General features: G+C 63.8%; 16 protein-coding genes and 1 riboswitch. All 16 genes read right to left on the bottom strand.

What is annotated here, in order from left to right; all coding sequences use genetic code 11:
- Positions 1-41 precede the first annotated feature (41 nt).
- Positions 42-3,317 (bottom strand): cell division protein ZapA, encoded by a 3,276-nt coding sequence (gene zapA / locus VQ071_RS21100; protein WP_340516217.1) that lies wholly within the window; start codon positions 3,315-3,317, stop codon positions 42-44.
- A 102-nt stretch (positions 3,318-3,419) separates the two neighbouring features.
- Entirely contained in the window at positions 3,420-5,873 is a 2,454-nt protein-coding gene (gene pheT, locus VQ071_RS21095; protein WP_340516216.1) for a phenylalanine--tRNA ligase subunit beta, read from the bottom strand.
- A 51-nt stretch (positions 5,874-5,924) separates the two neighbouring features.
- Positions 5,925-6,959, bottom strand: coding sequence for a phenylalanine--tRNA ligase subunit alpha (gene pheS, locus VQ071_RS21090; RefSeq protein WP_340516215.1), 1,035 nt, complete (start codon positions 6,957-6,959; stop codon positions 5,925-5,927).
- Positions 6,960-7,396: 437 nt separating this feature from the next.
- The gene (gene thiD, locus VQ071_RS21085; RefSeq protein ID WP_340516214.1) at positions 7,397-8,305 is read right to left on the bottom strand and encodes a bifunctional hydroxymethylpyrimidine kinase/phosphomethylpyrimidine kinase; all 909 of its coding nucleotides are present in this window, start codon (positions 8,303-8,305) and stop codon (positions 7,397-7,399) included.
- Positions 8,305-9,465: a glycine oxidase ThiO gene (gene thiO, locus VQ071_RS21080; RefSeq protein ID WP_340516213.1), complete on the bottom strand. Its 1,161-nt coding sequence runs from the start codon at positions 9,463-9,465 to the stop codon at positions 8,305-8,307. The genes thiD and thiO overlap by 1 nt, the downstream gene beginning before the upstream one ends.
- Complete coding sequence (locus VQ071_RS21075; protein ID WP_340516212.1) at positions 9,462-10,280, bottom strand: thiazole synthase; 819 nt, start codon at positions 10,278-10,280, stop codon at positions 9,462-9,464. Before VQ071_RS21075 ends, thiO begins: the two co-directional genes overlap by 4 nt.
- Positions 10,281-10,285: 5 nt before the next feature.
- Positions 10,286-11,194, bottom strand: coding sequence for a thiamine phosphate synthase (thiE, locus tag VQ071_RS21070; protein WP_340516211.1), 909 nt, complete (start codon positions 11,192-11,194; stop codon positions 10,286-10,288).
- Positions 11,195-11,214: 20 nt separating this feature from the next.
- A complete protein-coding gene (locus VQ071_RS21065) occupies positions 11,215-12,441 on the bottom strand; it encodes a ThiF family adenylyltransferase (protein ID WP_340516210.1) in 1,227 nt (408 codons plus the stop codon).
- Entirely contained in the window at positions 12,434-14,194 is a 1,761-nt protein-coding gene (gene thiC / locus VQ071_RS21060; RefSeq protein ID WP_340516209.1) for a phosphomethylpyrimidine synthase ThiC, read from the bottom strand. Before thiC ends, VQ071_RS21065 begins: the two co-directional genes overlap by 8 nt.
- Before the next feature lie 353 nt (positions 14,195-14,547).
- A riboswitch (TPP riboswitch) is annotated at positions 14,548-14,654 on the bottom strand.
- Between the two features lie 68 nt (positions 14,655-14,722).
- Positions 14,723-15,703, bottom strand: a complete 981-nt coding sequence (locus VQ071_RS21055) for an Rpn family recombination-promoting nuclease/putative transposase (RefSeq protein WP_340516208.1) — start codon at positions 15,701-15,703, stop codon at positions 14,723-14,725.
- 176 nt (positions 15,704-15,879) lie between these two features.
- Positions 15,880-16,491 (bottom strand): YcnI family copper-binding membrane protein, encoded by a 612-nt coding sequence (locus VQ071_RS21050; protein ID WP_340516207.1) that lies wholly within the window; start codon positions 16,489-16,491, stop codon positions 15,880-15,882.
- Between the two features lie 165 nt (positions 16,492-16,656).
- On the bottom strand, positions 16,657-18,399 hold the full coding sequence (locus VQ071_RS21045; protein ID WP_445293321.1) for an ABC transporter substrate-binding protein: 1,743 nt from the start codon (positions 18,397-18,399) through the stop codon (positions 16,657-16,659).
- Positions 18,400-18,494: 95 nt separating this feature from the next.
- Positions 18,495-19,400: a carbohydrate ABC transporter permease gene (locus VQ071_RS21040; protein WP_340516206.1), complete on the bottom strand. Its 906-nt coding sequence runs from the start codon at positions 19,398-19,400 to the stop codon at positions 18,495-18,497.
- A 16-nt stretch (positions 19,401-19,416) separates the two neighbouring features.
- Positions 19,417-20,385, bottom strand: a complete 969-nt coding sequence (locus tag VQ071_RS21035; RefSeq protein ID WP_340516205.1) for an ABC transporter permease — start codon at positions 20,383-20,385, stop codon at positions 19,417-19,419.
- Positions 20,386-20,538: 153 nt separating this feature from the next.
- Complete coding sequence (locus tag VQ071_RS21030; RefSeq protein ID WP_340516204.1) at positions 20,539-22,116, bottom strand: response regulator transcription factor; 1,578 nt, start codon at positions 22,114-22,116, stop codon at positions 20,539-20,541.
- Entirely contained in the window at positions 22,109-23,872 is a 1,764-nt protein-coding gene (locus tag VQ071_RS21025; protein WP_340516203.1) for a histidine kinase, read from the bottom strand. Before VQ071_RS21025 ends, VQ071_RS21030 begins: the two co-directional genes overlap by 8 nt.
- Positions 23,873-23,996 lie beyond the last annotated feature (124 nt).

Raw genomic sequence — 23,996 nt, 5'->3', positions numbered from 1 at the left:
CCTCCGGATTGATGCCGGAGGGGAGGCGCTCGCTATTTTATTCAGGTCTGCTCCTCGAGCATGTCGATCCATTCGTTGTACTCGCTCTGAAGCTTCGCATATTCGATCTGAAGCGCCTCGTGCTCGCTCCTGATCCGGGAGAGCTCGTGTTCGAGGCGCTCTGCCTCGCGATCGCTCTCGGAGTTCTCCGAATGCAAGGACGATTCGACGCTCTGCAGCTTGAGCTCCAGGGCGTCGCGCTCGGCCTGAAGCCCAGCTGCGGCAGCCGCGGCCTGCGCTCTCGCCGCTTCGAGCTCCTGCTCCGCGCGAAGCAGCTCGTCGCGCTCCCGCTGCTGCTCGCTCGTCGCCTGCCGCACCTTGGCCTCAAGCGCCTCCGCCCGTTCGGCCGTCGCATCGCGCTCCCGCTCCGCATCCTCGGCTCTTCGCTGCAGCTGTCTCAGCGCGCCGGTCGACGTCTCGACCCGCTCGCCAAGCTCGTCCGCCAGCTCCCTGAGCCGGTTCGCCTCGCGCTCCGCAGCTTCGCGCGCCTCGGCTTCTTCACGCAGCCGCTCGGCCGCTTCCTTCTCCGCCGCCCGCAGCGCTTCCTCCCGTGCCGCCGCCGACCGCAGCTCCTGCGCAGCGGCCTCGCGAATCGCATTCGCTTCCGCAGACTGACGCTCGCAAACCTCGCTCAGCTCCCGCTCCCGAGCCTGCAAGCGCGCCAGCTCCGTTCGGGCAGCTTCGGCAGCCGCTGCCGCCGCTTCGCGTCCGTCCAACGCCTGCTTCAGCTCCGCTTCGTACAGCTCCTGCGTGACCTTCAGCTCTTCCTCCAGCGCCTCGCGTCCGGCGTCCGCGCTGGATTCGGCTTCGGCCTTCAGGCGGTGCAGCTCCGCTTCATGAACGGCGCGCATACGCTCGCGCTCTTCATCAAGCGCACTGCGCAGGCGCTCGCGCTCCTGATCGGCGGCGCTCCGCAGCTGCTCCAGCTCGTCCGCATGCGCGTCCCGGAGCTGCTCGAGCTGCTGCCGGGCTTCGACCGCCGTCCGGCGCTCGGTCTCCAGCTCGCCTTCGAGCGGCGCCGTCGCCTGTCGGACGGCCGCAGCCAGCTCGCCCTGAGCCGCTGCGCGCACTTCGTCCAGCGCGGCCGCCGCGGCTGCCCGCTCATCCTTCAGCTGCTGCGCCAGCCGCTGCTCGGCCGACTGCCGCTCGCGAGCCAGCTGCTCGTCCAATTGGCGAGCTGCCTCTTCGCGAAGCCGGGCGATCGCTTCCTCCGCTTGATTCGCCTCATCTTCGCGAGCGCGGGCGATCGCCTCTGCAATTCGCCGTTCGGCTTGCTCGCGCTCCTCGTCGATCGCTTCGTTAAGCAGCTGCGAGGCGTCCTCCCGCTCCTTCGCGAGCAGCGCTTCGAGCCGCTGGCGGTCCTCGGCGTACGACGCCTCGGCTGCGGCGACAGCTTGCCGCGCAGCCGACAGCTGCTCGGTCAGCTGTGTCTGCAGGCGCTCGACGGCAGCCTGCGAGGCGGTCAGCTCGGCTTCCAGCTCGGCCCTCGCCGCCGCGAGCGCCTCCGCGCCCTCGCGTCTGGCCGTCTCGAGCGTCTGGCTGTGCGCCGCCCGCAGGCGCTCCGCCTCGCCGCGGCTCTCCTTCAGCAAGCGGTCGAGCTCTCCCGCATGCTCGGAGCGAAGCTTCGCAAGCGCGGCCTCCCGCTCCGCCACAACCTGCCGCAGCGCCTCCTCAAGCTTGCTGGCAGCCGCAGCCTGCTCCGACTCGCGGGCTTCGCGCTCAAGCTCCAGCTCGAGCCGCAGCTCGTCCAGCTCTGCATTGTGACCGGCGCTGAGCCGCTCCAGGTCGGCCAGATGGCCTGTGCGCAGCGACGACAGCTCCGATCTCGCCGCATTCGCATCCGACCTTGCCGCCTCCAGCTCCGCTCTGGCTGCCTCGACCGCAGCTTCGCGCTCGGCCAGATAGTCAGCTTCCCGCCTGGCCAGCTCCGCGGCATGCGACTCGCGCAGCGTCTTCGCCCGCTCCTCGCTCTCCCGGAGCGCGGCGTCCAATGCGCCCTGCAGCCTCGCCTGCACTTCCTCCCGCGCTTGCAGCGCCTGACCGAGCTCTGCGACGAGGCGGTCCAGCTCTTGCTGCTTGTCGTCCATGAGCAGCGCCAGCTCGTCCTCGTAGCCTTGACGCATCTTGCGCAGCTCCGCATCCTGCGCCGCAGCGCGCTCGGCGAGCACTTCCTCCTGCCGGCTCCGAAGCTCGGCCACGGCGGCAGCATGCTGCGCGGCCGCAGCTTCGAGCTCGGTCCGATGCGCCTCCGACCTGCGCTGCAGCTCCGCCGCATGCGCTCGCGCCGTCCGCTCCAGCTCCTCAACATGCGCTGCCTGGAGCGAGGCGTTCTCTTCGCCGAGCAGCTCGATCTCGATCGCGTGATCGGTCGACAGGCGATCCAGCTCGGCTTGGTGGGCCGCTGCGACGGCGTTCAGCTCGCTCTCGTGATCCGCCAGCTTCCGCCCCAGCTCGGCGCGATGCCTCTCGGTCGCTTGTCCGAGCTCCGCCGCGTGCGCCTGCTCCGTCCGCTCCAGCTCCGCTGCGTGCGCAGCCTTAAGCGACGCATTCTCCTCGCCGAGCAGCTCCGTCTCGACTGCATGTTCGGCCTGAATCCGCTCCAGCTCGGCTCGATGAGCCGCAACGGCAGCGTTCAGCCCGCTCTCATGATCGGCCAGCTGGCGCTCCAGTTCGGCGCGATGTCTCTCGGCCGCTTGTCCGAGCTCCGCCGCATGCGCCCGCGCCGCACGCTCCAGCTCCGCGGCATGCGCAGCTTTGAGCGAGGCGTTCTCCTCGGCGAGCAGCTCCGTCTCGACCGCGTGATCGGCCAGAATCCGCTCCAGCTCGGCTTGGTGGTCCCCGCGCAGGCGCTCCCGCTCCTCGTCGGCCTTGGACAATGCAGCCGCCAGCGCGGCAGCGGCAGCCTCGCGCAGCTTCGCCTCCTGATCGGCATAGCGCCGCTCGGCCTCCTCGAGGGCTGCCGCGCTCTCCGCCTTGTGCCGGTCCCACTCGGCCAGCAGCGACTCGATCTCAGCCGACAGCCGCTTGCGCTCCACTTCCTCGTGCAGCAGCCGCTCGTTCTCGCGCCGAATGCGCATGAGCTCGTCGGCCATATTGACCGACGCCAGGACGCCGAGCCGGGCGAGATCCAGGCGGGGCGAGCCGCTCGCGATCTTGTGCATCTGATCGCTGACGAGCATCGCTACCCGCTTCATATAATCGGTGCTTGAATGTCCTGTCAATGTGTACTGTGAGCCGTATATGTCAACCGTTACGCGTGTCTTGTCGTCAGCATTCACGGTTATTCCCCCTACGTTCCATTTAAGCAAAATCGCAGCGAATGTCGCTCAGACCGCATTTCGCGTTCTGATGTATTCGCTGCGCTTTGCGCCGTTTCCTGCTTATTTTCGAAGCTCTGCGTTGAAAGATTGTTCCAGGTGCCGAACGACGGCCTCCTGCGCCCCCGCAACCTCTTCGTCGGTCAGTGTCCGGTCGGGGTGACGGTACACGAGAGCCAGCGCCACGCTCTTCTTGCCGGCGCCGAGCCGCTCTCCCGCATACACGTCGAACACGCGGACGGACTCGAGCCACTCGCCCGCAGCGGATCTCGCAGCTTCGACGAGCGAAGCCGCCGGCACCGTCTGTTCGACGACGACCGCGAGGTCGCGCTCGGCCGACGGGAAGCGGGGCAGCGTGCGGTACACTATGCTGGCGTCAGCCGCATCGTACAGTGGCTTCAGATCGAGCTCGGCGGCATAGACGTCGCCCAGATCGGAGTCGCGCTGCAGCTCGGGGTGCAGCTGGCCGACGTATCCGATCGTCGTCTCGCCCGATTCCGTCACGAGCTTGAGCGCGGCCGTGCGGCCGGGATGGAAGCCTGCGGGCTTCGCCTGCTCGAAGCGGACGGCGCCGGACAGTCCGAGCCGCGCCAGCGCGCGCTCCAGGACGCCTTTGGCATCGTAAAAGTCGTACGGCTGCACGGCCTGATTCCAGCCCGCGCCGACGCGATTACCGGTCAGCAGGAAGGCAAGACGCGGATGCTCGGTCGGCAGCGTCGTCAGCTTGGCCTCCGTCGAATGATAGACGCCCGCGATCTCGAATATCGCGGTGCTGCCGCTGCGGCGCGCCTTGTTGTACGCCGCGGCCTCGATGAGGCTCGGCAGCAGCGCGGTGCGGAGCGTGCTGCGCTCCTCGCTCATCGGCATCGCGAGTCCGATCGGACGCATGCCGTCCGCTGCGCCGGACAGGTCCGGGAACAGCCAGGCGCGGTCCGCCGAAGTGACGGAGTACGTCACGGCTTCGCTGAGGCCCGCTTCGGAGAGCAGTCCGCGCAGCGCGCGGCGGATCGACTGCGGCTTCGTGAGCGCGCCCGTCGTCGTCGGGCCCTCGATACGGGTCGTCGGGATCTTGTCGTAGCCGTTCAGCCGGGCGACCTCCTCGATCAGGTCGACGCCGCGCGCGATATCGCCTCTGCGCGTCGGCACGGTCAGGCGCCATGCGCCCTCGCCCGCAGGCTCCGCCGCGAACTGCAGACGCGACCAGATCGTCTTCACTTCGAGCGCGGAAAGCGAAGTGCCGAGCATCCGGTTGATGCGGCCCTGCGACAGCTCGATGACAGCCGGCTCCGGCGAGGCGAGGAGGACTTCGGCGACGCCTTCGGTCACGAGGCCGCCGGCGATCTGGCCAATCAGCGACGCCGCGCGGTCGAGCGCGCCGAGGACCCGCGCCGGATCGACGCCCTTCTCGAAGCGCGCCGACGCTTCGGAGCGCAGGCCGAGCTGGCGCGACGTCTTGCGCACCGTGGCGCCGGCGAACCGGGCCGACTCGAGCAGGATGTCGACGGTGTCCGGCGTCACCTCGGAGTCGAGGCCGCCCATGACGCCGGCCAGCGCGATCGCGCGCTCGGCATCGGCGATGACGAGCATATGCGGCTCGAGCGTCCGCGTCTGGCCGTCCAGCGTGACGAGCGTCTCGCCTTCGCGCGCGAAGCGGACGTTGATCGCGCCCTTGACCTTGGCCGCGTCGAACGCGTGCAGCGGCTGACCGTACTCCAGCATGACGAAGTTGGTGACGTCGACGACGTTGCTGATCGGACGGATGCCGGCGGCGATCAGGCGGTTCTGCAGCCAGAGCGGCGAAGGGCCGATCTTCACGCCCTTCACGACGCGCATCGCATAGTGGCTGCATGCCTCGGCCGCTTCGATGCCGACCTTGATCGCGTCCGCGGTCTTGTCTGCGGCCGGATACAGCGCCTTCTCCGGCTCCGGCAGCTTCAGCGGCCGGCCCGTCAGCGCGGCGGTCTCGTAGGCGACGCCGAGCAGGCTCAGGCAGTCGGAGCGGTTGGGCGTCAGATCGAGTTCCAGCACCGCGTCGTTCAGACCGAGAAGGTCGGTGATGTCCGTGCCGACGGCCGTGTCGGCGGGCAGCACGAGGATGCCCTCCTGCAGCTCCTTGGGCAGCAGCTTGTCGTTGATGCCGAGCTCGCGCGCGGAGCAGATCATGCCCTGGGACTCGACGCCGCGCAGCTTGGCGCGCTTGATCTGCAGGTCGCCCGGCAGCTTCGCGCCGACGAGTGCGACCGGCACCTTCTGCCCGGCCGCCACATTGGGCGCGCCGCAGACGATCTGCAGCGTCTCCCCGGTACCGGCATCGATTTTGCACACATTCAGCTTATCCGCGTCCGGATGCTTTTCCTTTTCCAATACATAGCCGACTACCGTCTTCGTGACGCCTGCGTTGCGGGACAATACGCCGTCGATCTCGATGCCGCCTCGCGTCAGCATGTCCGCCAGCTCCTGCGGCGCGATGCCGCCGAGGTCTATATATTCGCCAAGCCATTGATAGGATACATTCACAGGTTGACCGCTCCTTCCGTATACACCTTCGTTAATCGCCGGCCGGGGCCGTCATATGCGGGCGAATTGCCCGAGGAACCGCAGATCGTTGTTGTAAAAATGACGGATGTCGTCGATGTCGTACTTGAGCAGCGCGATCCGCTCGACGCCCATCCCGAAAGCGAAGCCGGACACTTGCTCGGGGTCGAAGCCGCCGTGCTCGAGCACCTTCGGATGCACCATGCCGCAGCCGAGAATCTCGATCCAGCCCGTATGCTTGCACATCCGGCAGCCTTCGCCGCCGCATTGGGTGCAGGTCACGTCGACCTCGGCGCTCGGCTCGGTGAACGGGAAGAAACTCGGACGCAGACGAATCTGCACCTGCTGGCCGTACATCGCCTGCACGAACTGGAGCAGCGTCCCCTTCAGATCGCTCATGCGGATGTTCGGGCCGACGACGAGGCCTTCGATCTGGTGGAACATGAACGAATGCGTCGCGTCGTCGTCGTCGCGGCGGTAGACGCGGCCCGGGCAGATGACCTTGAGCGGCGTCGCGCCGTCCGCGTTCTGCATCGAGCGGATCTGCACCGGCGACGTATGTGTGCGCAGCAGAATCTCGTCCGTGATGTAAAAGGAATCCTGCATGTCGCGCGCGGGGTGGTCCTTGGGCAGGTTGAGCGCTTCAAAGTTGAAGTAATCGGTCTCGACCTCGGGCCCTTCGGCGATCGTATAGCCCATGCCGAGGAAAATGTCCTCGATCTCCTGCGTCACCTTGGTGAGCGGATGGATGCTGCCTTGCGCGACGCCGCTGCCGGGCAGCGTGACGTCGATCGTCTCGGCGGCCAGCCTGCGCTCCGTCTCGGCGCGGTCGAAGGCGGCCTGCTTCTCCGCCAGCACGGACTCGATCGCCGCGCGCACGTCGTTGGCGACCTGGCCGATGACCGGACGCTCCTCGGCGCTAAGGCCGCCCATGCCGCGCAAAATCTCGGTCAGTTGACCCTTTTTGCCCAGGTAATGCACGCGCAGATCGTTCAGGCGGCCGGCATCGGCCACCTCCTGCAATTGCGCCAGCGCCTCCGCGCGCAGCGCCTCCAAACGGTCCTTCATGATGCCACTCTCCCTCTATCGCTTGGTATATCGGCCGGCCGACTGTCCGTACGCCGACAAAAAAGGCCTTTCCTCCCCGTAAAAGGGACGAAAGGACCGTGGTACCACCCTAATTGGAAACTGTGCCGCCGCATGCCGCCGGAAAAGCCAGCCGCGCTCGGTAATAGATTCCCGCTCAAGCGGCATAACGGGCCGCTGCCGGTTCGCTCTACTGGCCGACCGCGCCGGGCGCGATCTAGCGTTCAAGCGACTGCTCCGGAGTGAATTTGGGCAGCTCTCGTCCTCGGGCACGCTCTCAGTCTCGGCGTCCCCTCCCTGGTCAGGCAGGCGCTGCTTACTTGTCTCCATCGTCGCATTTGTGAATCTGGCGTTGAATTAAACACTATTATAGGGGAACGGCGCCCGCCAAGCAAGTCAGGGCGCGGGAATCGGGCGTATTAACGGCGCATGTCCGCAGCGGCCGCCTCGCCGTACCGCCATGCGGCATGCTTCAGGCTGCCGATGCCCGCCCCAAGCGGGAAGCTACCGGCAATGGCCGCGGCGACGAACGCCTTGGCAGAGCGGCAGGCTGCCGGCACGCCGTCGCCCTTGGCCAGCGCCGCGCATGCGGCGGACGCCAGCGCGCAGCCGGTGCCGTGCGTATGCTTCGCGTCCAGGCGCGGCCCCTCCAGCAGCAGCGGGGGCGACGGCGTGGCGTAGATGCCCGCGGCGTCGTCAGCATCGGCGGCTGCGCCGACTAGCACGTCGACGCAGCTCGCCGTACCGGCATGTCCGCCCTTGAGCAGCACGTAGCGCGGCCCCCAGGCGAGGAGCGCCCGCGCCGCTTCGATCCTGGCCTCGACCGTGCCGAGGCTTCGCTCGGTGACGCCGAGCAGGGCGGCCGCCTCCGGAATATTGGGCGTCACGAGCTCGGCGAGCGGGAACAGCCGTCTCGCCGTCGCTTCAAAAGCATGCCGCCCCGCCAGCGCATAGCCGCCCTTCGCCGTCCGCACCGGGTCCACGACCAGTCTGCGGACGCCGTATCGCGTCAGCGCGGCCGCGACGGCGTCGACTGCCTCCGGCGTCGGCAGCATCCCGGTTTTCGCCGCATCTGCGCCGATATCGCCGAGCACGCTGTCCAGCTGCGCCGCGACGAGCGCGGGGGCGACGGGCTCAGCCTGCTGGACGCCCAGGCTGTTCTGGGCGGTAATCGCCGTGATGACGCTCATGCCGTAGACGCCCAGCTCCTGGAATGTTTTCAGATCGCCCTGGATGCCGGCGCCGCCGCCCGAATCCGAGCCTGCGATCGTGAGCGCCCGATAGATGCGGCTGCCGCTTGATCCGGCTTCGCCGGTAGAGGTTGCCATCAGCGCTCCGCCTCCGCTCTCTCCCGTGCGCCGACGCCGCCGAAGCGCCCGGGCCTGAACGCATGTCGGGAGGCGCCGCTCTCCGGCCTGCCGCCCGCGGCCAGCCATTCGCCGAACGCCGCCGCCGTCGCGGGGCTGAGCAGGATGCCGTTGCGATAATGGCCGGCCGCCATGAATACGGCGCGATGCCCGGGCACCGGTCCGATGAGCGGCCGACCGTCCAAGGTCGCCGGCCGCAGACCTGCCCAGCTTCGGGCCGGCGCGACGCCCGACAATGCCGGCAGCAAGCGCCCGCCTGCGCGCACGAGCCGGCCGATGCCCGCGTCCGTAACGGTGCGGTCGAAGCCCGCTTCGTCCTCCGAAGCGCCGCAGATCAGGGAACCGTCCGGCTTGCCCACCCAATACGCCTGCGGGCCGAACACGATATGCCGCAAGGCGATGGGCGCAGGATCGTAAGCGCAGATCTGGCCCCGGATCGGATGGACCGGGATGCGCAGTCCCAGCCACGCGGCCAGCCGACCGCTCCACGCGCCCAGACAGCAGCAGACTGCGTCCGCGGAGATTCTCCCGTATTCCTCGAATTGGACGGATACGCCGCCGGACGCGTCGCTCTCGGCGTCCGTCAGCTCTCCCGCCAGCGGCAGCAGCTGCGCGCCGCGCCGCCGGCACGCCCGGATCAGCGCCTTGACGAGCAGCGGCGCCTGCACATGCGCCTCATCCGCGCAGTAGAGCGCTCCGGCGAACCCCGGGGGCAGGGCGGGCTCGGCGCGGGCGAGTCCCGCTTCGTCCAGCCATTCCATGCTGGCGCCGTTAGCCGACTGCCATGCCATTCGGCCGGCGAGCGACAGGCGGTCCGCGTCATGTCGGACGACGTGCAGGCTGCCAGAACGGACGAAGCCCGTCCGCAAGCCCGAATCCGCTTCGACCTCGGCTATCCATGACGGATATCTGTCGAAGCTGTCCATGCACAGTCCGAAAAATGCGTCGGGCGCCTCGCCGTTCTCGTAATAAGGGGCCAGCATGCCCGCCGCCGCGCCTGAAGCCTGGCCGCCCAGCGCGCCGCGCTCGGCGACCGTCACCCGCCAGCCCTGCTGAAGCGCCTCGTACGCGCAGGACAAGCCGACGATGCCGCCTCCGAGCACGAGCAAAGTACGCGTCATTCGGCATCGCCTCCGGCCGTTCCCGGCCGCGCCGCGAACAGGCCGCCCTCTTCCCCGCTGCTGGCCGACGCATGTCGGCGCCGCGGTATGCGTCCCGCCTGCCGCGACAGCCAGCCCGCCTCCACGCCGAGCTTCATGGCGGCGGCCATCGCGACCGGATCGCGCGCCTTGGCAACCGGCGTATTGACGAGAATGCCGGCCGCCCCCAGCTCCATCGCGGCCGCGGCGTCGGCCGCCGATCCGAGCCCGGCGTCGACGATGACGGGCACGCCGGCATTTTCGACGATCCACCCGAGATTGTACGGATTCAGAATGCCCAGCCCCGTGCCGATCGGCGACCCGCCCGGCATGACGGCGGCCGCGCCCGCCTCCTCCAGCCGGATCGCCTGCATCGGATCGTCGGACGTATAGGGCAGCACCGTGAACCCTTCGCGAACGAGCCGCTCCGTCGCCCGCAGCGTCTCTGCCGGATCGGGGAGCAGCAGCCGGGGATGCCCGCTGATCTCCACCTTGACCCAATTGCCGAGCCCCGCCTCTCTGGCGAGCCTCGCGATGCGCACCGCTTCGTCCGCCGTCGAGGAACCGGATGTATTGGGCAGATAGACGAGGTCTCTTCCCTCTGTCTGACTGAGCAGCGGATCGTCCTCCGCGACGTCCAGATCGACTCTGCGCACGGCAAAGGTGACGACGTGGGCGCCCGAGGCTTCGAGCGACTGCCGCATGACGGCCGGGCTCGGGTAGCGTCCTGTCCCGAGGAACAGTCTGGAGCGGAGCGATATGCCGCCGATCGTCAGCGGTGTCCGGTATGCATCCATCTCTCTCACCCCCCGCCCACGAACTGGACGAATTCGATGCGGTCGCCCGCTTGCAGCCGGGTCGTGTCCCAGTCCGCCCGCGGCACCGCCTCGCCGTCCCGCTCCGCCATGACCCGCCGTCCGGCCAGCCCCAATGAATGCGCGAGCTCGCCGAGCGTGGCGGTCCCGGTCGATATGCGCTTGCCGTTCAGCAGCAGCGTCAGCGCTGCTGTCGCAGGTGCGTCCGACTTGGCTTCGCCCGCTGCCGCTCCGTGCTCGCTCTCCGGGCGCATGCTGCCGCGGGCTTCCCAGCGCTCGATGTCCCGCTTCAACGCGATGCACACGCCTGTCGGATCGGGGGCGCCTACGACGGCAGACACCGCGCACAGCCGCCTCGCCCCCGCCGACAGCACGGCCTCGGCCGTAGCGGGCGAGATGCCGCCGATCGCAAAAAAAGGGATGTTGATCGCGGCCGCAGCCTCCGCGACATAGGCGGTCGTGACGGCCTGCCTGCCCGGCTTCGTCGGCGTGGGATAGACGGGGCCGACGCCGATATAGTCCGCCCCTCCGCGCTCGGCTGCCAGCGCCTGCTCGATATTGTGCGTGGAGATGCCGATGAGCAGCTGTCTGCCGGCTCTGTGGCGCGCCTGCGCGAGCGGCATATCGTCCTGTCCCAGATGCACGCCGTCCGCATCCGCCGCCAGCGCCAGCTCGACATCGTCGTTGACGACGAACAATGCCCCGTACCGCCGGGTCAACCGGCGCAGCTCCACGGCTTTTCCGAACAGCTCCGCCGCTGTCGCGTTCTTGTCCCGCAGCTGCACGATATCGGCGCCCCCCGCCAGCGCAGCCTCCATCACTTCAATCATCTTCCTGCCCGGATGATAGCTCTCGCCCGTGATGACGTACAGCCTGCAATCCATCAGGTTCCTCAAGCTCGATTCCTCCTCTTCGCTCACGGCGATTTGTCCATGAGATAGTAACGGCACAGCTCCAACGCTTCGGCAGGCGTCTCGACGCCGCGTACGAGGGCGCGCCCGTCGCCGAATACGGCGAGCGAGGCGCCGGACGGCGTGCGGGCGCGGACGAGATACGCATTGGATGCGACGATCTCGCACCCCAGCCCGGCGAGCCGGTCCGCGCAATGCGCAGGAGCGGTCTCCCTGCCCGTCGCCACCTGCACCGTCCCCCGGCCGCACAGCACGGTCGCCACCATATGATTCAGCTCACGATCCGGCTCGCTCAGGTGCGCCTGCAAACGCGCTCCGTCCATCCCGCCGGTCACTGTCTGGCTTGGCTCCGCCCAGCCTGCTCGCGCGCGGCTCTCTCGCCCGCTCGAGGCCGCCTCCTGCGCCCCGCCGGCGCCCCCGCAGTACGGACAGCCGCTGCGGCCCGGCGGCAGCTTCGTCTCCCGCAGCGCAAATTGCCAGACGTCCGCCGTAATCCAGGTGCGGCGCATCGCCTCGCGGTTCCCGCTCAGCCACTTCAGCGCCTCGGCCGCCTGCAGCGAAGCGGCGAGCTCGACCGCCGGCCCGATAATGCCCGCCGTATCGCAGGTGTCGCCCGGCTCGGTATCGCCCGGCTCGCCGATCAGACAGCGCAGGCAAGCGGTCTCGCCCGGCACGAGTGCGGCCGCCGAGGCGGACGAGCCCGTCGCGCCGCCGTACACAAAAGGGATGCCGCGGCTGAAGCAGGCGTCGCTCAGCAGCAGGCGAGTCTCGACGTTGTCCGTGCCGTCGAGCACAAGATCGGTCCCCGAGATCAACGCCGCTACGTTGGCGGCGTTGATCTCGGCCACATGCGGCTCGATGCGCGCTTCGCTGTTCAGCCTGCGCAATCTTGCCGCGGCGGCGACAGCCTTCGGCGCCGACGTCGCGGCGTCGTCCTCGTCGAACAGCGTCTGCCGGTGCAAATTGTCCGGTTCGACGAAGTCACGGTCCGCCAGCCGGATGAAGCCGACGCCCGCCCGCGCCATCTGCTGTGCGAGCGAGCAACCGAGCGCACCCACGCCCGCTACCAGCACGGCAGCATCGCCGAGCCGACGCTGTCCCTCGGTCCCGATCGGCGCGAACCGCATCTGCCGGTCGTATCTTGACCTGGACGTCGCATCTAAGCCCGCGGCCCGTTCAAACCGAGCTGCCGCATCCTGTGACGTCCGGACTTCCGCCCCTGCGCTAGACATAGAGGCGGCTGCCGGACGCCTTGAAGCTCTCGGCCTGCTCGCGCAGGCCCGTCTCGACCGCCTCGGCCGTATCCAGCCCGTGCTTGTCGGCGTATGCGCGAATATCTTGCGTGATCCGCATGCTGCAAAACTTCGGCCCGCACATCGAGCAGAAATGCGCCGTCTTCGCCGCATCCGCGGGCAGCGTCTCGTCGTGATAGGACATCGCCCGCTCCGGATCGAGCGCCAGGTGGAACTGATCCTGCCAGCGGAACTCGAATCGGGCCTTGGACAGCGCATCGTCCCGCAGCCTCGCTCTCGGATGGCCCTTGGCCAGGTCGGCGGCATGCGCCGCGATCTTGTAGGCGATGACGCCGTCCTTCACATCCTCCTTGTTCGGGAGGCCCAGATGCTCCTTGGGCGTCACATAGCAGAGCATCGCCGTGCCGAACCAGCCGATCATCGCCGCGCCGATCGCGGAGGTGATATGATCGTAGCCCGGGGCGATATCCGTCGTGAGCGGACCGAGCGTATAAAAGGGCGCTTCCTTGCACACTTCCATCTGCCGCTCCACATTTTCCTTGATCAGATGCATCGGCACATGGCCCGGCCCTTCGATCATCACCTGCACGTCGTGCTTCCAGGCGATGTCCGTCAGTTCGCCGAGCGTCGCCAGCTCGGCGAACTGCGCCTCGTCGTTGGCGTCTGCGATCGATCCGGGACGCAGCCCGTCGCCTAGAGAAAACGTAATGTCGTACGCCTTCATAATCTCGCAGATTTCCTCGAAATGCGTATACAGGAAGTTCTCCCGGTGATGCGCCAGGCACCAGGCCGCCATAATCGAGCCGCCCCGCGAGACGATGCCCGTCACGCGCTTCGCCGTCAGCGGGATGTAGCGGAGCAGCACGCCCGCGTGGATCGTGAAGTAATCGACGCCCTGCTCCGCCTGCTCGATAAGCGTATCCCGGTAGATCTCCCAGGTGAGCGCCTCCGCCCGGCCGTCTACCTTTTCGAGCGCCTGGTAGATCGGCACCGTGCCGACGGGCACAGGCGCGTTGCGGATGATCCATTCCCGGGTCGTATGGATGTTTTTGCCCGTCGACAGATCCATGATCGTATCCGCACCCCAGCGGGTCGCCCACGTCATCTTCTCGACCTCTTCCTCGATGGAGGAGGCTACGGCCGAATTGCCGATGTTTGCGTTGATCTTGACGTGAAAATGCCGGCCGATAATCATCGGTTCGCTCTCCGGATGGTTGATGTTGGCCGGGATGACGGCCCTTCCCGCCGCCACCTCGTCCCGCACGAACTCGGGCGTCATCCCTTCGCGCGCCGCAATGAACGCCATCTCCGGCGTCACGATGCCCTGCCGCGCATAGCGAAGCTGCGTCACGCAGCCGCCTTCGCGCGCCCGGCGCGGACTGCGCATGAGCCCGGGATAGGCCTCGGCCCCTTTGACGCGGGCGCGCTCCGCCGTGGCGTATCCGTCGTCCGACGGGAGCGCGGCCCGGCCGCCGTATTCGACCGTATCCGCTCTTGCCGATATCCACTCGCTCCGCAGCGGCGGCAAGCCTCGTCTGATGTCCGCCGTGTAGCCCTCGTCCGTATACGGTCCGCTCGCATCGTACACGAGCAGCGGCTCGTTCGGCAGGCGGGAGCCGTCCCTCGCCTCGCTGTCTCCGAGCCTGATCTCCCGCATCGGTACGCGGACGCCGCCTTCGCCTTGTACATACACCTTGCGGCTGCCCGGCAAAGGCTGTGTCAAGATCGCCATAACAAAAAACCTCCCTATGAATTCGTGCGAATTCCTCCGGGAGGCCGTACGGCGCATGAGACGCGCAAGCAAGCGGGAAACAATGGCATAAACTGCGGGCATGAACCGCCGCGCCCATACCGGGGCAAGCGCTTCAAGACATAATCCCCCCTCCGGGAACGCTCCTTGACGGTCGGCTCGCTGCAACATAAAAAGCCGCCCCGTCGGGAGCGGCCAAAGGGTGCAGCTTCGGCGCGGCAGCGGAAAAGGCCGCGGGACGGCATGCTGTACGGAAAAACTCCCGTACGGCGGCCTGCCCGGAAAAGGCCGGCATCGCCCGGCATTCGCCGTCGCGATCTCCGTTGCAGCATGCTACGCACATTGGTCCACTTTCCTACGCTGGCATGACCCAGATCAGGTTCAAAGGGACCAAGGCATAGCTGCCTTATCTCAGCCCTCGCGGGCGCCCCCAGTGGAATTCTTGACTTCAACTGTACATGCGCCGGTTCAATCTGTCAATCCATGGCATGTGCTTGCCGGCCCTCCGGTTCAGCTCGTCGCGTACAGGCGCTTGACTTCGGCCAGCGGCAGGTCGAGAATCTCGGCGATCGCTTCCGCTTCGAGCCCTTTGCTCGCCAGCTTGCGCACGACGGCACGCCTTTCTGCCTCGGCGCCCCGCTCCATGCCTTTTTCCATGCCTTGTACGATGCCTTTTTCAATCCCTTGTTCAATACCTTGTTCAATGCCCTTCTCCATGCCCTCTTCATAGCCCCATCGCTTCCAAGCCGGCATCAGTTCCATAATCAAAGCCTCCTCCTCGGGGATGGTCTCCCGCATTTCCTGCAAAATATCGTAATCTTCGTCCGGCTTCGGATCGAAGTAGAGGTCTGCGATCGCCATCACCAGCGACATCCGGGCCGGGTCCAGCTTATCTTTGATCCGAAGCAGCATACGCAAATACGCAAAGCGCAGCTCTCGTCTTTCTCTACGATTATAGCCCATTCTGGCCAGAAGCGCAGCGGCTACCGGGTTGTCCGATTGCGCAAACTCCCGCCAATTCCGCTTCTTCAGCTCGACTTTCAAATATCTGAACCGCAAAATCTCCTCTTCCGAGCCAGGCAGTCCCATGTCGATTCCGTCCGGCTCCGCAACGGGAGAATCTCCCGCAAATATCGCGACGGGAATGATTTGCTTGTGCGTGACCCGATACTTTTCAAACAGACGGCTGAAGTAAATGAACATGCGCTCCTTGAAGAGATTGTCCCTGTAAAATTGAGGCTCGTAATGCAGCAGGACAAAAACTTCCCGCGCTTCAAGCAGCTGCGCCTCAATCAGCAGATCGAGCGTCCGCGACTCCCGGCCGACGATATCCACGAGCTGCTCCTGCATGAGCAGCTTGGCCTTCGAATAATCGAGACGGCGGTGTACCTCCGGGAAAAACAAAGCCATAAACTCCGCAAAAAAAGTTTGCAGCAGCTTCTTGAACGCCTCGTCGTGCCGGGTCGGCTGCGCTTGCCGCCTGTTCCCCATTCGATCTCCTCCAATGTCCCCGCAAAAGCAAAAACGCCGCCCGCTCTCCCGGAGGAGAAGCGAACGGCGCATGCTTTGCGGCCGAATCATTTATGATAGCTCCAGATTACCAAATGAGGGCCGCAAGAGCAAGCGCAACTTGTCTGCGCGGCTGCCCACAGCTGTTAAACCGTCTATCAGCGCGTCCTGCGGCGCAGCAACGCAGCAGCCAGTGCGGCAAGGCCGGCGACCAGACCGGCAATGGCGAGGCCGAGGGTCAGCGGGTCCCGGTCTCCGTCCGGCTTGTCGGCCGCAGACCCTGCGCCGTGCCCGTGCCCGTCGCCGCCGGCCGCCGTCACGGCTGTCACGGATGCCGGCGTATCGGCGTCCGGCGCGCCCGTCCAGTCGACGACTGCGCCGTCGGAATAGGTCTGATGCGCTTTCCAGACGAGCTCCTTCGCGTCCTCCGCGACATGCCCCTGGAAGTTGAACTGTACGAATTCCGTCTCGCCGATGCCCTGGCCGTCGGACTTCCACGTGACGGCGGTAACTTTGCCGTCCGCATTTTTTTCGATCACGCTCGACCAGCCGGGGTAGGGCTCGAAGCGGGATACCTCCACGCCGTCGGGTACGTCCAGCTTCACCTCGGTCGTCTTGACGCCCTCATTCTCGCTCGGGACGCGGATCGTGAATACTTGATACGCGTTCTGCGCCACTTCATCGGGCGCGACGCGTACATGCGCGCTCGCCATGCCCGCATAACCGAACGCCAGCGTGGCGGCGAACAGCAGAGCACCAATCTTCTTCATCAATGACCAACCTTTCGTCTCTACGGATACGCCTATTATACAAGCTGTCCGTATCGACGCGCATGACCCCAAAGAGTCATGGTTCGAACGTGCTGACGCCGTTGAACGCACATTCCCGCGTTCAAGCCGCGACAGACTCATGCGCAAATTTGCACAGGATGCGCATTATTTCCCTTCATCCGCACTCCACAGCTTCACCCGGTCCTGTACATACCTGGTATAGCCCTTCTCCATCTTTTCGACGCCGGCCTTGATCAGGTCGTTCTGGTAATCGTCCCAGATCTTGTCGAAGTCTTCCGGCTTCGCGAGGATCGCCTGAGGGATGCGTTTCCAGGTGATGTCTTTCATCTTGTTGCCCAGGATGGACACCTCGTCTTCGCCTGGAATCTGGATATTCCATGCCGCGCCGTACGCCTTGACGTTGAACTCGTCTTCCTTCGGGAACAAGTCCTTCCAGGTCGTCGCCTTGTAGGCGGCGAGCGTTTCCTTTTCCACGTCGCTGTAGCCGTCAACGATCAGTTCCGGGCTGTTCTTGGTATAGTAGTTGCCGGTCGAATCCTTCACGCCGTCGCCGTAGTGGACCATGATGTTCCAATAAAATCCGATGCCGGACTCCTTGGTGAATGCGGTATTGTCGTTGTTGATGCGATCCTGCACTTCCTTCGGCACGACGCGCTTGCCATTTTCCACCACATAATGCTTGCCTTCAATGCCCCAGTTATTCATGATCTGGAACTCGTCCGATGCCAGATAGTCGAGAAATTTGATGATGCGGACCGGGTCCTTGGCCTTGCTCGAGATCGAGATGCCGTAGCCGCCCATGAAGCCCGTCGGCCAGAACGACGTTTCCTTGAACTGCTCGCTCATCGTGACCGGATAATGGCCGTAGGTTTGGTCGAACTTGCCCGCAGTCTTGAGCGCCTGCTGGCCGTCATTGTAATCCCAATCCTGGTCGATCAGCCCGAGCACGCGGCCGGAAGCGACCTTCGCCTTGTACTGGTCGTATTTTTGCACGAAGCTCTCCTTGTCGAGCAGACCCTCGGCGTTCATATGATTCAGCCAGCGGAAATACTCCTTTTCTTCCGGACGGCGGAAATGATAGGTCGCTTCGTGCGTTTCCTGGTTGACATAATACTCGCCGTCGTCGGATGCGCCCGTCACGAAGGCGGCCGGATTGGTGACGGAGATGTACATATGCCAATCGTCCGCATTCAGGGACAACCCGATGTTTTTATTGCCGTTCTCATCCGTAGGATGCTTGGCCAGATAGTCCTTGATGACCTTCTCGTAGTCATGCACGGTACGGATCGTCGGATAGCCCGCTTCCTTGACGACGCGATGCTGCAGCTCGAAGCCGCCTCCCGCGGTCGCCTTCACCTCGTCGACGCTCGACCAGGTCGGGATCGAGTAGATCGATTGATCCTCTGTCGTATATTTCGCCCGGCTCATATACGGACCGAGCACCTTTTTAATGTTGGGCGCGTACTTGTCGATCAGTTCTGTCAGATCGAGTACTGCGCCGGCGTCGACGAGCTTGCCGATGTCGCCTTTGGCGGCAATAATATCCGGATAAACGCCGCTGGCTGCCATCAGCGCGACCTTTTGCGCCGGATCGCCTACCGCGAATTCGGCATCCAGCGTGACGCCGGTCTTCTTCGTGAGCGCTTTGGAGACATCGTCCTGCATGTGGTTCCAGTTCGGATTGGGGTCCTCGGAAAAGTAGGTGAACGTTACGGGCGTAAGATCCTCGCCGCCTTCATCGCCTGACTTGGCCGCATTCGTGCTCGCAGCGGCGGAGCCGGACGGCGCGGCATCCGTACCGTCGCTGCTCTTGCTGCAGGCGGACACGAGGCCGAGCGTCATAGCGCCTGCGAGCAGCAGGGCGTTTACTTTAAACCATTTTCTCATTGCGCTGAACCCTCCGATTGATCCAAGTTTATTTATCGTATAAACAGGCTTGCGCCTGCCGATACCGTTCGCACGAGCCGCCGTGCGCCGCTTCTTCAGCTTTTTACGGCGCCAAGCGTCATGCCTTTGACGAAGTACTTCTGCAGGAACGGATACACGACGAGGATCGGCACGGTGACGACGATCGTGATCGCCATTTTCACCGATTCGGGCGAGATCTGGCGCATCACCTCGGTCATGTTCCGGCCGCGGAACTGGTCCGCGTTGGTCGTCGTGCTCTGCAGCACCTTCATAAGCTCGAATTGCAGCGTCGTCAGCTTCTCGCTCGAGCCGTTATACAGGTAGGTATCGAACCAGGCATTCCATTGTCCGACCGCCAGGAAGAGTGCGATCGTCGCCAGCGCCGGCTTCGTCAGCGGCAGAATGACCCGCCAGAAAATCGTCCAGTCGTTGGCGCCATCGAGCTTCGCGGATTCCTGGAGCGCGAACGGGATGCCGTCGATAAAGGAGCGGATGACGAAAACGTTAAAGGCGCTCACGAGTCCAGGCAGCACATATACTGCAAAGGTATTCATCATATTGAGATCGCGAATGAGAATATAGAAAGGAATGAGCCCGCCCGAGACGTACATCGTCAGCGCCAGAAACGTGGAAACGAAACGTCTGCCCTGAAAATCCGACCTGCTGATTGTAAAAGCCAGCATGGAGGCGCTGATGAGGCCGAGAATCGTACCGACAACCGTCCGCAGCACAGATATTTTGAGGCCGGTGATCAGGCCGCCGAATGCGAAGATCGTCTCGTAATTTTTGAACGTAGGCACCCTCGGATAGATCGTAATGCCGCCGCGTACGCTGTCCGTCGAATCGTTGAGCGAGATCGCGAGGACATTGAGGAACGGGTACAGCGTAACGACGGTCACCAGAATCAGGAGCAGATAGACGGCGACATCGAACCACCGGTCCGACCACGGACGGCCGGTACTTTTTTTAAGCGCATGCATATGGGCCGTCCCTCCTTCAGAAGATGCTTTCTTTCGTCGTGCGTTTAAAGATCCCGTTCGCGATCAGCAGCAGGAACACGCTGATGACGGAATTGAAGATGTTGATCGCCGTGCCGAAGGAAAAGCGGCCGAGACCGAGACCGTAATTCAACGCGTACAGGTCCAGCACCTGCGAATAATCGCTTACCAGCGGGTTGCCGAGCAGAAATTGCTTTTCGAAGCCGATACCGATCAAATGGCCGATTGATATGATGAGCAGCACGATGATCGTAGGCCGGATGCCCGGCAGTGTAATATGCCATACTTGCCGCACACGGCTCGCGCCGTCGACCCGGGAAGCCTCGTACAGCTCCGGTCCGATCCCGGCGATCGCGGCCAGATAGATGATTGTGTTCCAGCCCATCTCCTTCCACACGTCCGAAGCGGTCACGATGTACCAGAACAACCCGCCCTTGGCCATGAACTGAATCGGCTCGTCGATAATGTGCAGCGCTACGAGCAGGTCGTTAACGACCCCCCCCTCCGTCGAGAGCATCTTGGTCACGATGCCTGCGACGACGACCCATGAGACGAAGTGCGGGAGATACGAGACAGTCTGCACGAAGCGTTTGATCGACATCGCGCGCACTTCGTTCAGCACGACCGCGAAGACGATCGGGACGACGAAGCCAGCGACCAGCCCCATCGTGCTCATGGCCAGCGTATTGCGGAGCACGCGATAGAATTGCTCGTCCGCGAACAGCTCCTTGAAGTACTGCAGGCCGACCCACTTCTGATCCCGAAAGGCGATGCCGGGCTTGAACTTCTGGAACGCCATCGTCCAGCCCCAGAGCGGCAGGTAGCTGAACACGAACGCCCAGAGGACGAACGGTAGCGACATGAGATACAGGTACCTCTGGCGCACGAACGTTTTCCAAAATGCCGAGCGCTTTTTCGCCGCTGCTTGTACGACGGTGTCCTTGCGGCTTGCAGTCATGCTTTTCATGCGGCACCTCCTTGCTTTCACTTATTATAAGAGAACGTTTTCAGCGGTCCCACCCGCCAAATCGAACAACAAATCAGGCTAAAATCAGAACTTTTCGAAAGCGCTTTCTGCAAATGCCTAAAAAAAGACGGATAAAACAGCAAATTTGCCGTTCTATCCGTCGTCGCGCTTGCCGGCCCATGCCGGCTCAAGCTGGCTCCGGTAGGAAGTGGGCGATTGGCCCACGTACTTGCGGAACTTGCCGTGAAAGTAGTCCGGATTCGCATAGCCAACCTGCTCGGCAACTTCATAGACTTTGAGCCCCGCTCGCAGCAATCGCTTGGCCTGGTCGATTCTAACCTTGTCGAGGTAAGTGTTGAACGATTCGCCGGTCACGGTCTTGAACAGCTTGCCGAGATAAGCGGGATTGTAATTGAATGCCTCCGCCAGCTTCTCCAGCTTGAGATTGTCCCGGTAATGACTGTCGATCAGCTGCGTGATCTTGCGGATCTGACGCTCGCCGGTTCCGTCGTCCGCCTGCCGGGCGGCCTCGGTCAGCAATTGCGCGATTTGCGAGAGCATGGATGCGTAGCCGGCAGCGCCGTGTATCGCGGGCAGCCTGGCTGCGTGCATCTCGGATGCCAGACGAGCCGCCGGATGACGCGCGGACAGCTTCTCCAGCAAGCCTGCCAGCAGCTGGACGAACCGGGCCTTGAGTTCGATCTCTCCCGCGCCGGCGTCCAGCATCAGGCTGCCGAGTGCCTCCACGAGCGGGGCGACACGAGAGATATTACCCGTGCTGACAGCCAGATACAGCCGTTCCGTCACGGCCTGCAGCAGCTGCGGTTCGACCGGACCCGGCACGGGGGCCGGCAATCTGCCTGCCGTTTCTTCATCGATATATTCGGCGCCGTCGTAAAAAAAGCGCTGCTGCAGACGGCATCTGGCCGTGGCGTATGAATGGGGAATGTCGGCCGCGCGGCGGATGCGCTCGCCGGCGGCTACGGCTGTGCTGCAGCTCGACGATTCTGTCCAATCTCGAAGCGCCGTCAATAGCCTCCTGCGATTCGAATCCCGTAGACGGCTGGCGCCGAGCAGCAGACCGATATGCGCGCCCGCCTTGAACACGACGCCCGCTCCCGGCTGCTCGTAGAAGACTGCCAGCCGCTCGAGTATTTTTTGCTGCACGCAGGTCGCCTCGCCCGTCTCGCACGATACGTCCACCAGCATAATCTGATAGCTCTCTTCCTCCATTCCCCGTCCGCTCAGCTCCGCCTGCCATTGCGCTGCGCTTGCCTGTCCCGTCAACAGCTCGCCGAGCCAGGCGCCGCGGTCGGCCAACGCCGCCCGTCCCGCCTTCCCCCGTTTCTTCGCCTTGTCGTCGAGCAGCTGTGCGACGGTCTTGAGATTGTCCGACAGTTCGTCCTCGTCCACGGGCTTCAGCAGATAGTTGGTGACGCCCAGGCTGATTGCCCGGCGCGCATAATCAAAATCGGCATATCCGCTCAAGACGAGTACCTGGAGGTCATCCGCCCGCCGCTTAAGCTCCCGGATCAGTTCAAGACCGTCCATGCCGGGCATACGAATATCTACGATCATCAGATCGGGGCGTATATCCTCGTACTGACGCAGCGCTTCCTTGCCGCTCGCGGCCAAGCCAGCGATCTTGTAGCCCAGCGACGTCCAATCGAGCAGCTGCGCGAGACCTTCCCGAATCGATGGCTCATCGTCGACGATGACGATTTTATGCATGACCTTGCCCTCCCTTTCCGTCAGGAATCACAAACCATACGCAAGTCCCGTCCTGCGGAGCGCTCTCGATCGACAATCCCTGTCCGGCGCCGTAGGAGAGCTGCAGACGGGCATGCACGTTGCGAAGGCCGATATGCGTCGCCTCGTCCCGGTCCTCCGGATCCGCCAGATTATGGATGACTTCGGACAGACGCGACGCCGTCATGCCGGCACCGTCGTCGCACACCTCCACGTATACGCCGTCCTCGCAGCGCCTGACCGTCAGCTCTACGGTCACCGCTCCCTCCTTGTTCTCCATGCCGTGAATGACCGCATTTTCGACGATCGGCTGGATGACGAGCGAAGGAATGCGCGCATCCAGAGCATCCGGGTCGATATCCAGCCTGTATATCAGCCTGTCTTCATAGCGGAACTTCTGAATCTCCAGATAGCAGCCGACCATGTCGACTTCGGCCGAGATCGGGATGACGCCGCTTCCCGCCTCCAGGTTTTTGCGCATCATCTTGCCCAGCAGCTTGACCGTCCTGGCGATGTCCGCTTCCTTTCTCACAACCGCCTTCATGCGGATCGATTCCAGCGTATTGAACAAAAAATGCGGATTGATCTGGCTGGCCAGCATGCGCAGCTTGATCTCATTTTGCTTGGCCTCCAGCACGTTTCTCTGCCGATTGGATTCGTTCACCTCGCCCATCAGCTCCCGGATGCTGCCGAGCATCGCGTTGAATTGACGGGACAGCTGACCGATCTCGTCCTTGCCGTCGATCGCAAGCTGCAGGTCGAGCTTGCCTGTCGCGACCTTGGATATATGCTTGCTCAGCCGGAGCAGCCGGTCGCTGACCAGCTTGGACAACGCCAGAATCAGGATCAAGGCGACGGTCAAGCCGAGTCCGATCGCCGCCAGCGCCGACCTGATGATCCGATTCGGTTCGTTGACGATGCCGTCTACCGAGAAAATCGACAAAATACGAAGATTGATCAGCGGGTTGTCCGGGTATAAATCCGCGATCTGAATGCGTACGCGCTGGCTGCCGAATTTGGTCATGAACGCGCCGTTCCGCTGCTCGGCGACGAATGGATCAAGCGGCAGATCCTTTAACGACTTTCCGATAATATCGGGCCGGTTCGCGGCGACGACATCCTTGTCGGCAACGATCATCGTGTCGAAGCTCTCTTGACTGAGAATGCCGTTCAGCATGGATGAATTGGCATTGATAACCAGGACGCCGTTCGTGGAGTGCTTATAAAAATCAATGCGCCGAATCAAGCTTAAATAGCGGATGCCGTCTCTGGAATCTTTGATGTAGCTCCAGCGGATCAAGCCGTCCGATTTTTTGGCCCACTGGTACCAGGGCGCCTGCTCCGTCTCCCGATCGATCGGGATGATCTCCCAATTGTTCAGCAGCGTAGCATTTTCGACGTACAGCCGTACGCTCGTGATCTCCCGATACAGATTGACGTACTCCTTGAAATCCGGATAATCCTGATATGCGTTCACTACGCTGTAGGTCGTATCGTATGAGCCGTTGGCCAGCTGTCCTAGCCGCGTATCGTTAGAGAGGCGATAAGAGATATCGTAGGAAACGTTGAGCAGATCCAGCGTCCGTTTTTTGATTCTTTCCATATTGACATTGATCTGCTCTATCGCCCCGCTTAATGCCATTTTCCGCAGTTCGACGGTCAGATAGAGGCCCACGATCAACGTCGGTACGAGCACGACCACAATGAATGACAGGATCAGCTTATTCCTGATTTTCATATGGTTTGTGAAAAGGCGGAAATAAGACCGCATACTGCGCCCCTTTCCGAATGGAGTCTCAAACTTCGGTAAGCGCTAACAATTCCATCAACCTTCATCATATCCGGATGGCGGTGCGGCGTTA

This window comes from Cohnella sp. 56 (assembly GCF_037963805.1).
Lineage (GTDB): Bacteria > Bacillota > Bacilli > Paenibacillales > Paenibacillaceae > Cohnella.
The sequence above is the reverse complement of the archived record's forward strand: the minus strand, read 5'-3'. Positions and strand labels throughout refer to the sequence as shown.

Excerpts from the sequence above, each read along its gene's own strand:
- VQ071_RS21025 (WP_340516203.1), bottom strand. The coding sequence starts at position 23,872 with ATGAAAATCAGGAATAAGCTGATCCTGTCATTCATTGTGGTCGTGCTC.
- VQ071_RS21065 (WP_340516210.1), bottom strand. The coding sequence starts at position 12,441 with ATGTCTAGCGCAGGGGCGGAAGTCCGGACGTCACAGGATGCGGCAGCT.
- VQ071_RS21045 (WP_445293321.1), bottom strand. The coding sequence starts at position 18,399 with ATGAGAAAATGGTTTAAAGTAAACGCCCTGCTGCTCGCAGGCGCTATG.
- thiO (WP_340516213.1), bottom strand. The coding sequence starts at position 9,465 with ATGACGCGTACTTTGCTCGTGCTCGGAGGCGGCATCGTCGGCTTGTCC.
- VQ071_RS21050 (WP_340516207.1), bottom strand. The coding sequence starts at position 16,491 with ATGAAGAAGATTGGTGCTCTGCTGTTCGCCGCCACGCTGGCGTTCGGT.
- VQ071_RS21035 (WP_340516205.1), bottom strand. The coding sequence starts at position 20,385 with ATGAAAAGCATGACTGCAAGCCGCAAGGACACCGTCGTACAAGCAGCG.
- thiC (WP_340516209.1), bottom strand. The coding sequence starts at position 14,194 with ATGGCGATCTTGACACAGCCTTTGCCGGGCAGCCGCAAGGTGTATGTA.
- VQ071_RS21055 (WP_340516208.1), bottom strand. The coding sequence starts at position 15,703 with ATGGGGAACAGGCGGCAAGCGCAGCCGACCCGGCACGACGAGGCGTTC.
- thiD (WP_340516214.1), bottom strand. The coding sequence starts at position 8,305 with ATGGCAACCTCTACCGGCGAAGCCGGATCAAGCGGCAGCCGCATCTAT.
- pheS (WP_340516215.1), bottom strand. The coding sequence starts at position 6,959 with ATGAAGGACCGTTTGGAGGCGCTGCGCGCGGAGGCGCTGGCGCAATTG.
- VQ071_RS21030 (WP_340516204.1), bottom strand. The coding sequence starts at position 22,116 with ATGCATAAAATCGTCATCGTCGACGATGAGCCATCGATTCGGGAAGGT.
- VQ071_RS21075 (WP_340516212.1), bottom strand. The coding sequence starts at position 10,280 with ATGGATGCATACCGGACACCGCTGACGATCGGCGGCATATCGCTCCGC.
- VQ071_RS21040 (WP_340516206.1), bottom strand. The coding sequence starts at position 19,400 with ATGCATGCGCTTAAAAAAAGTACCGGCCGTCCGTGGTCGGACCGGTGG.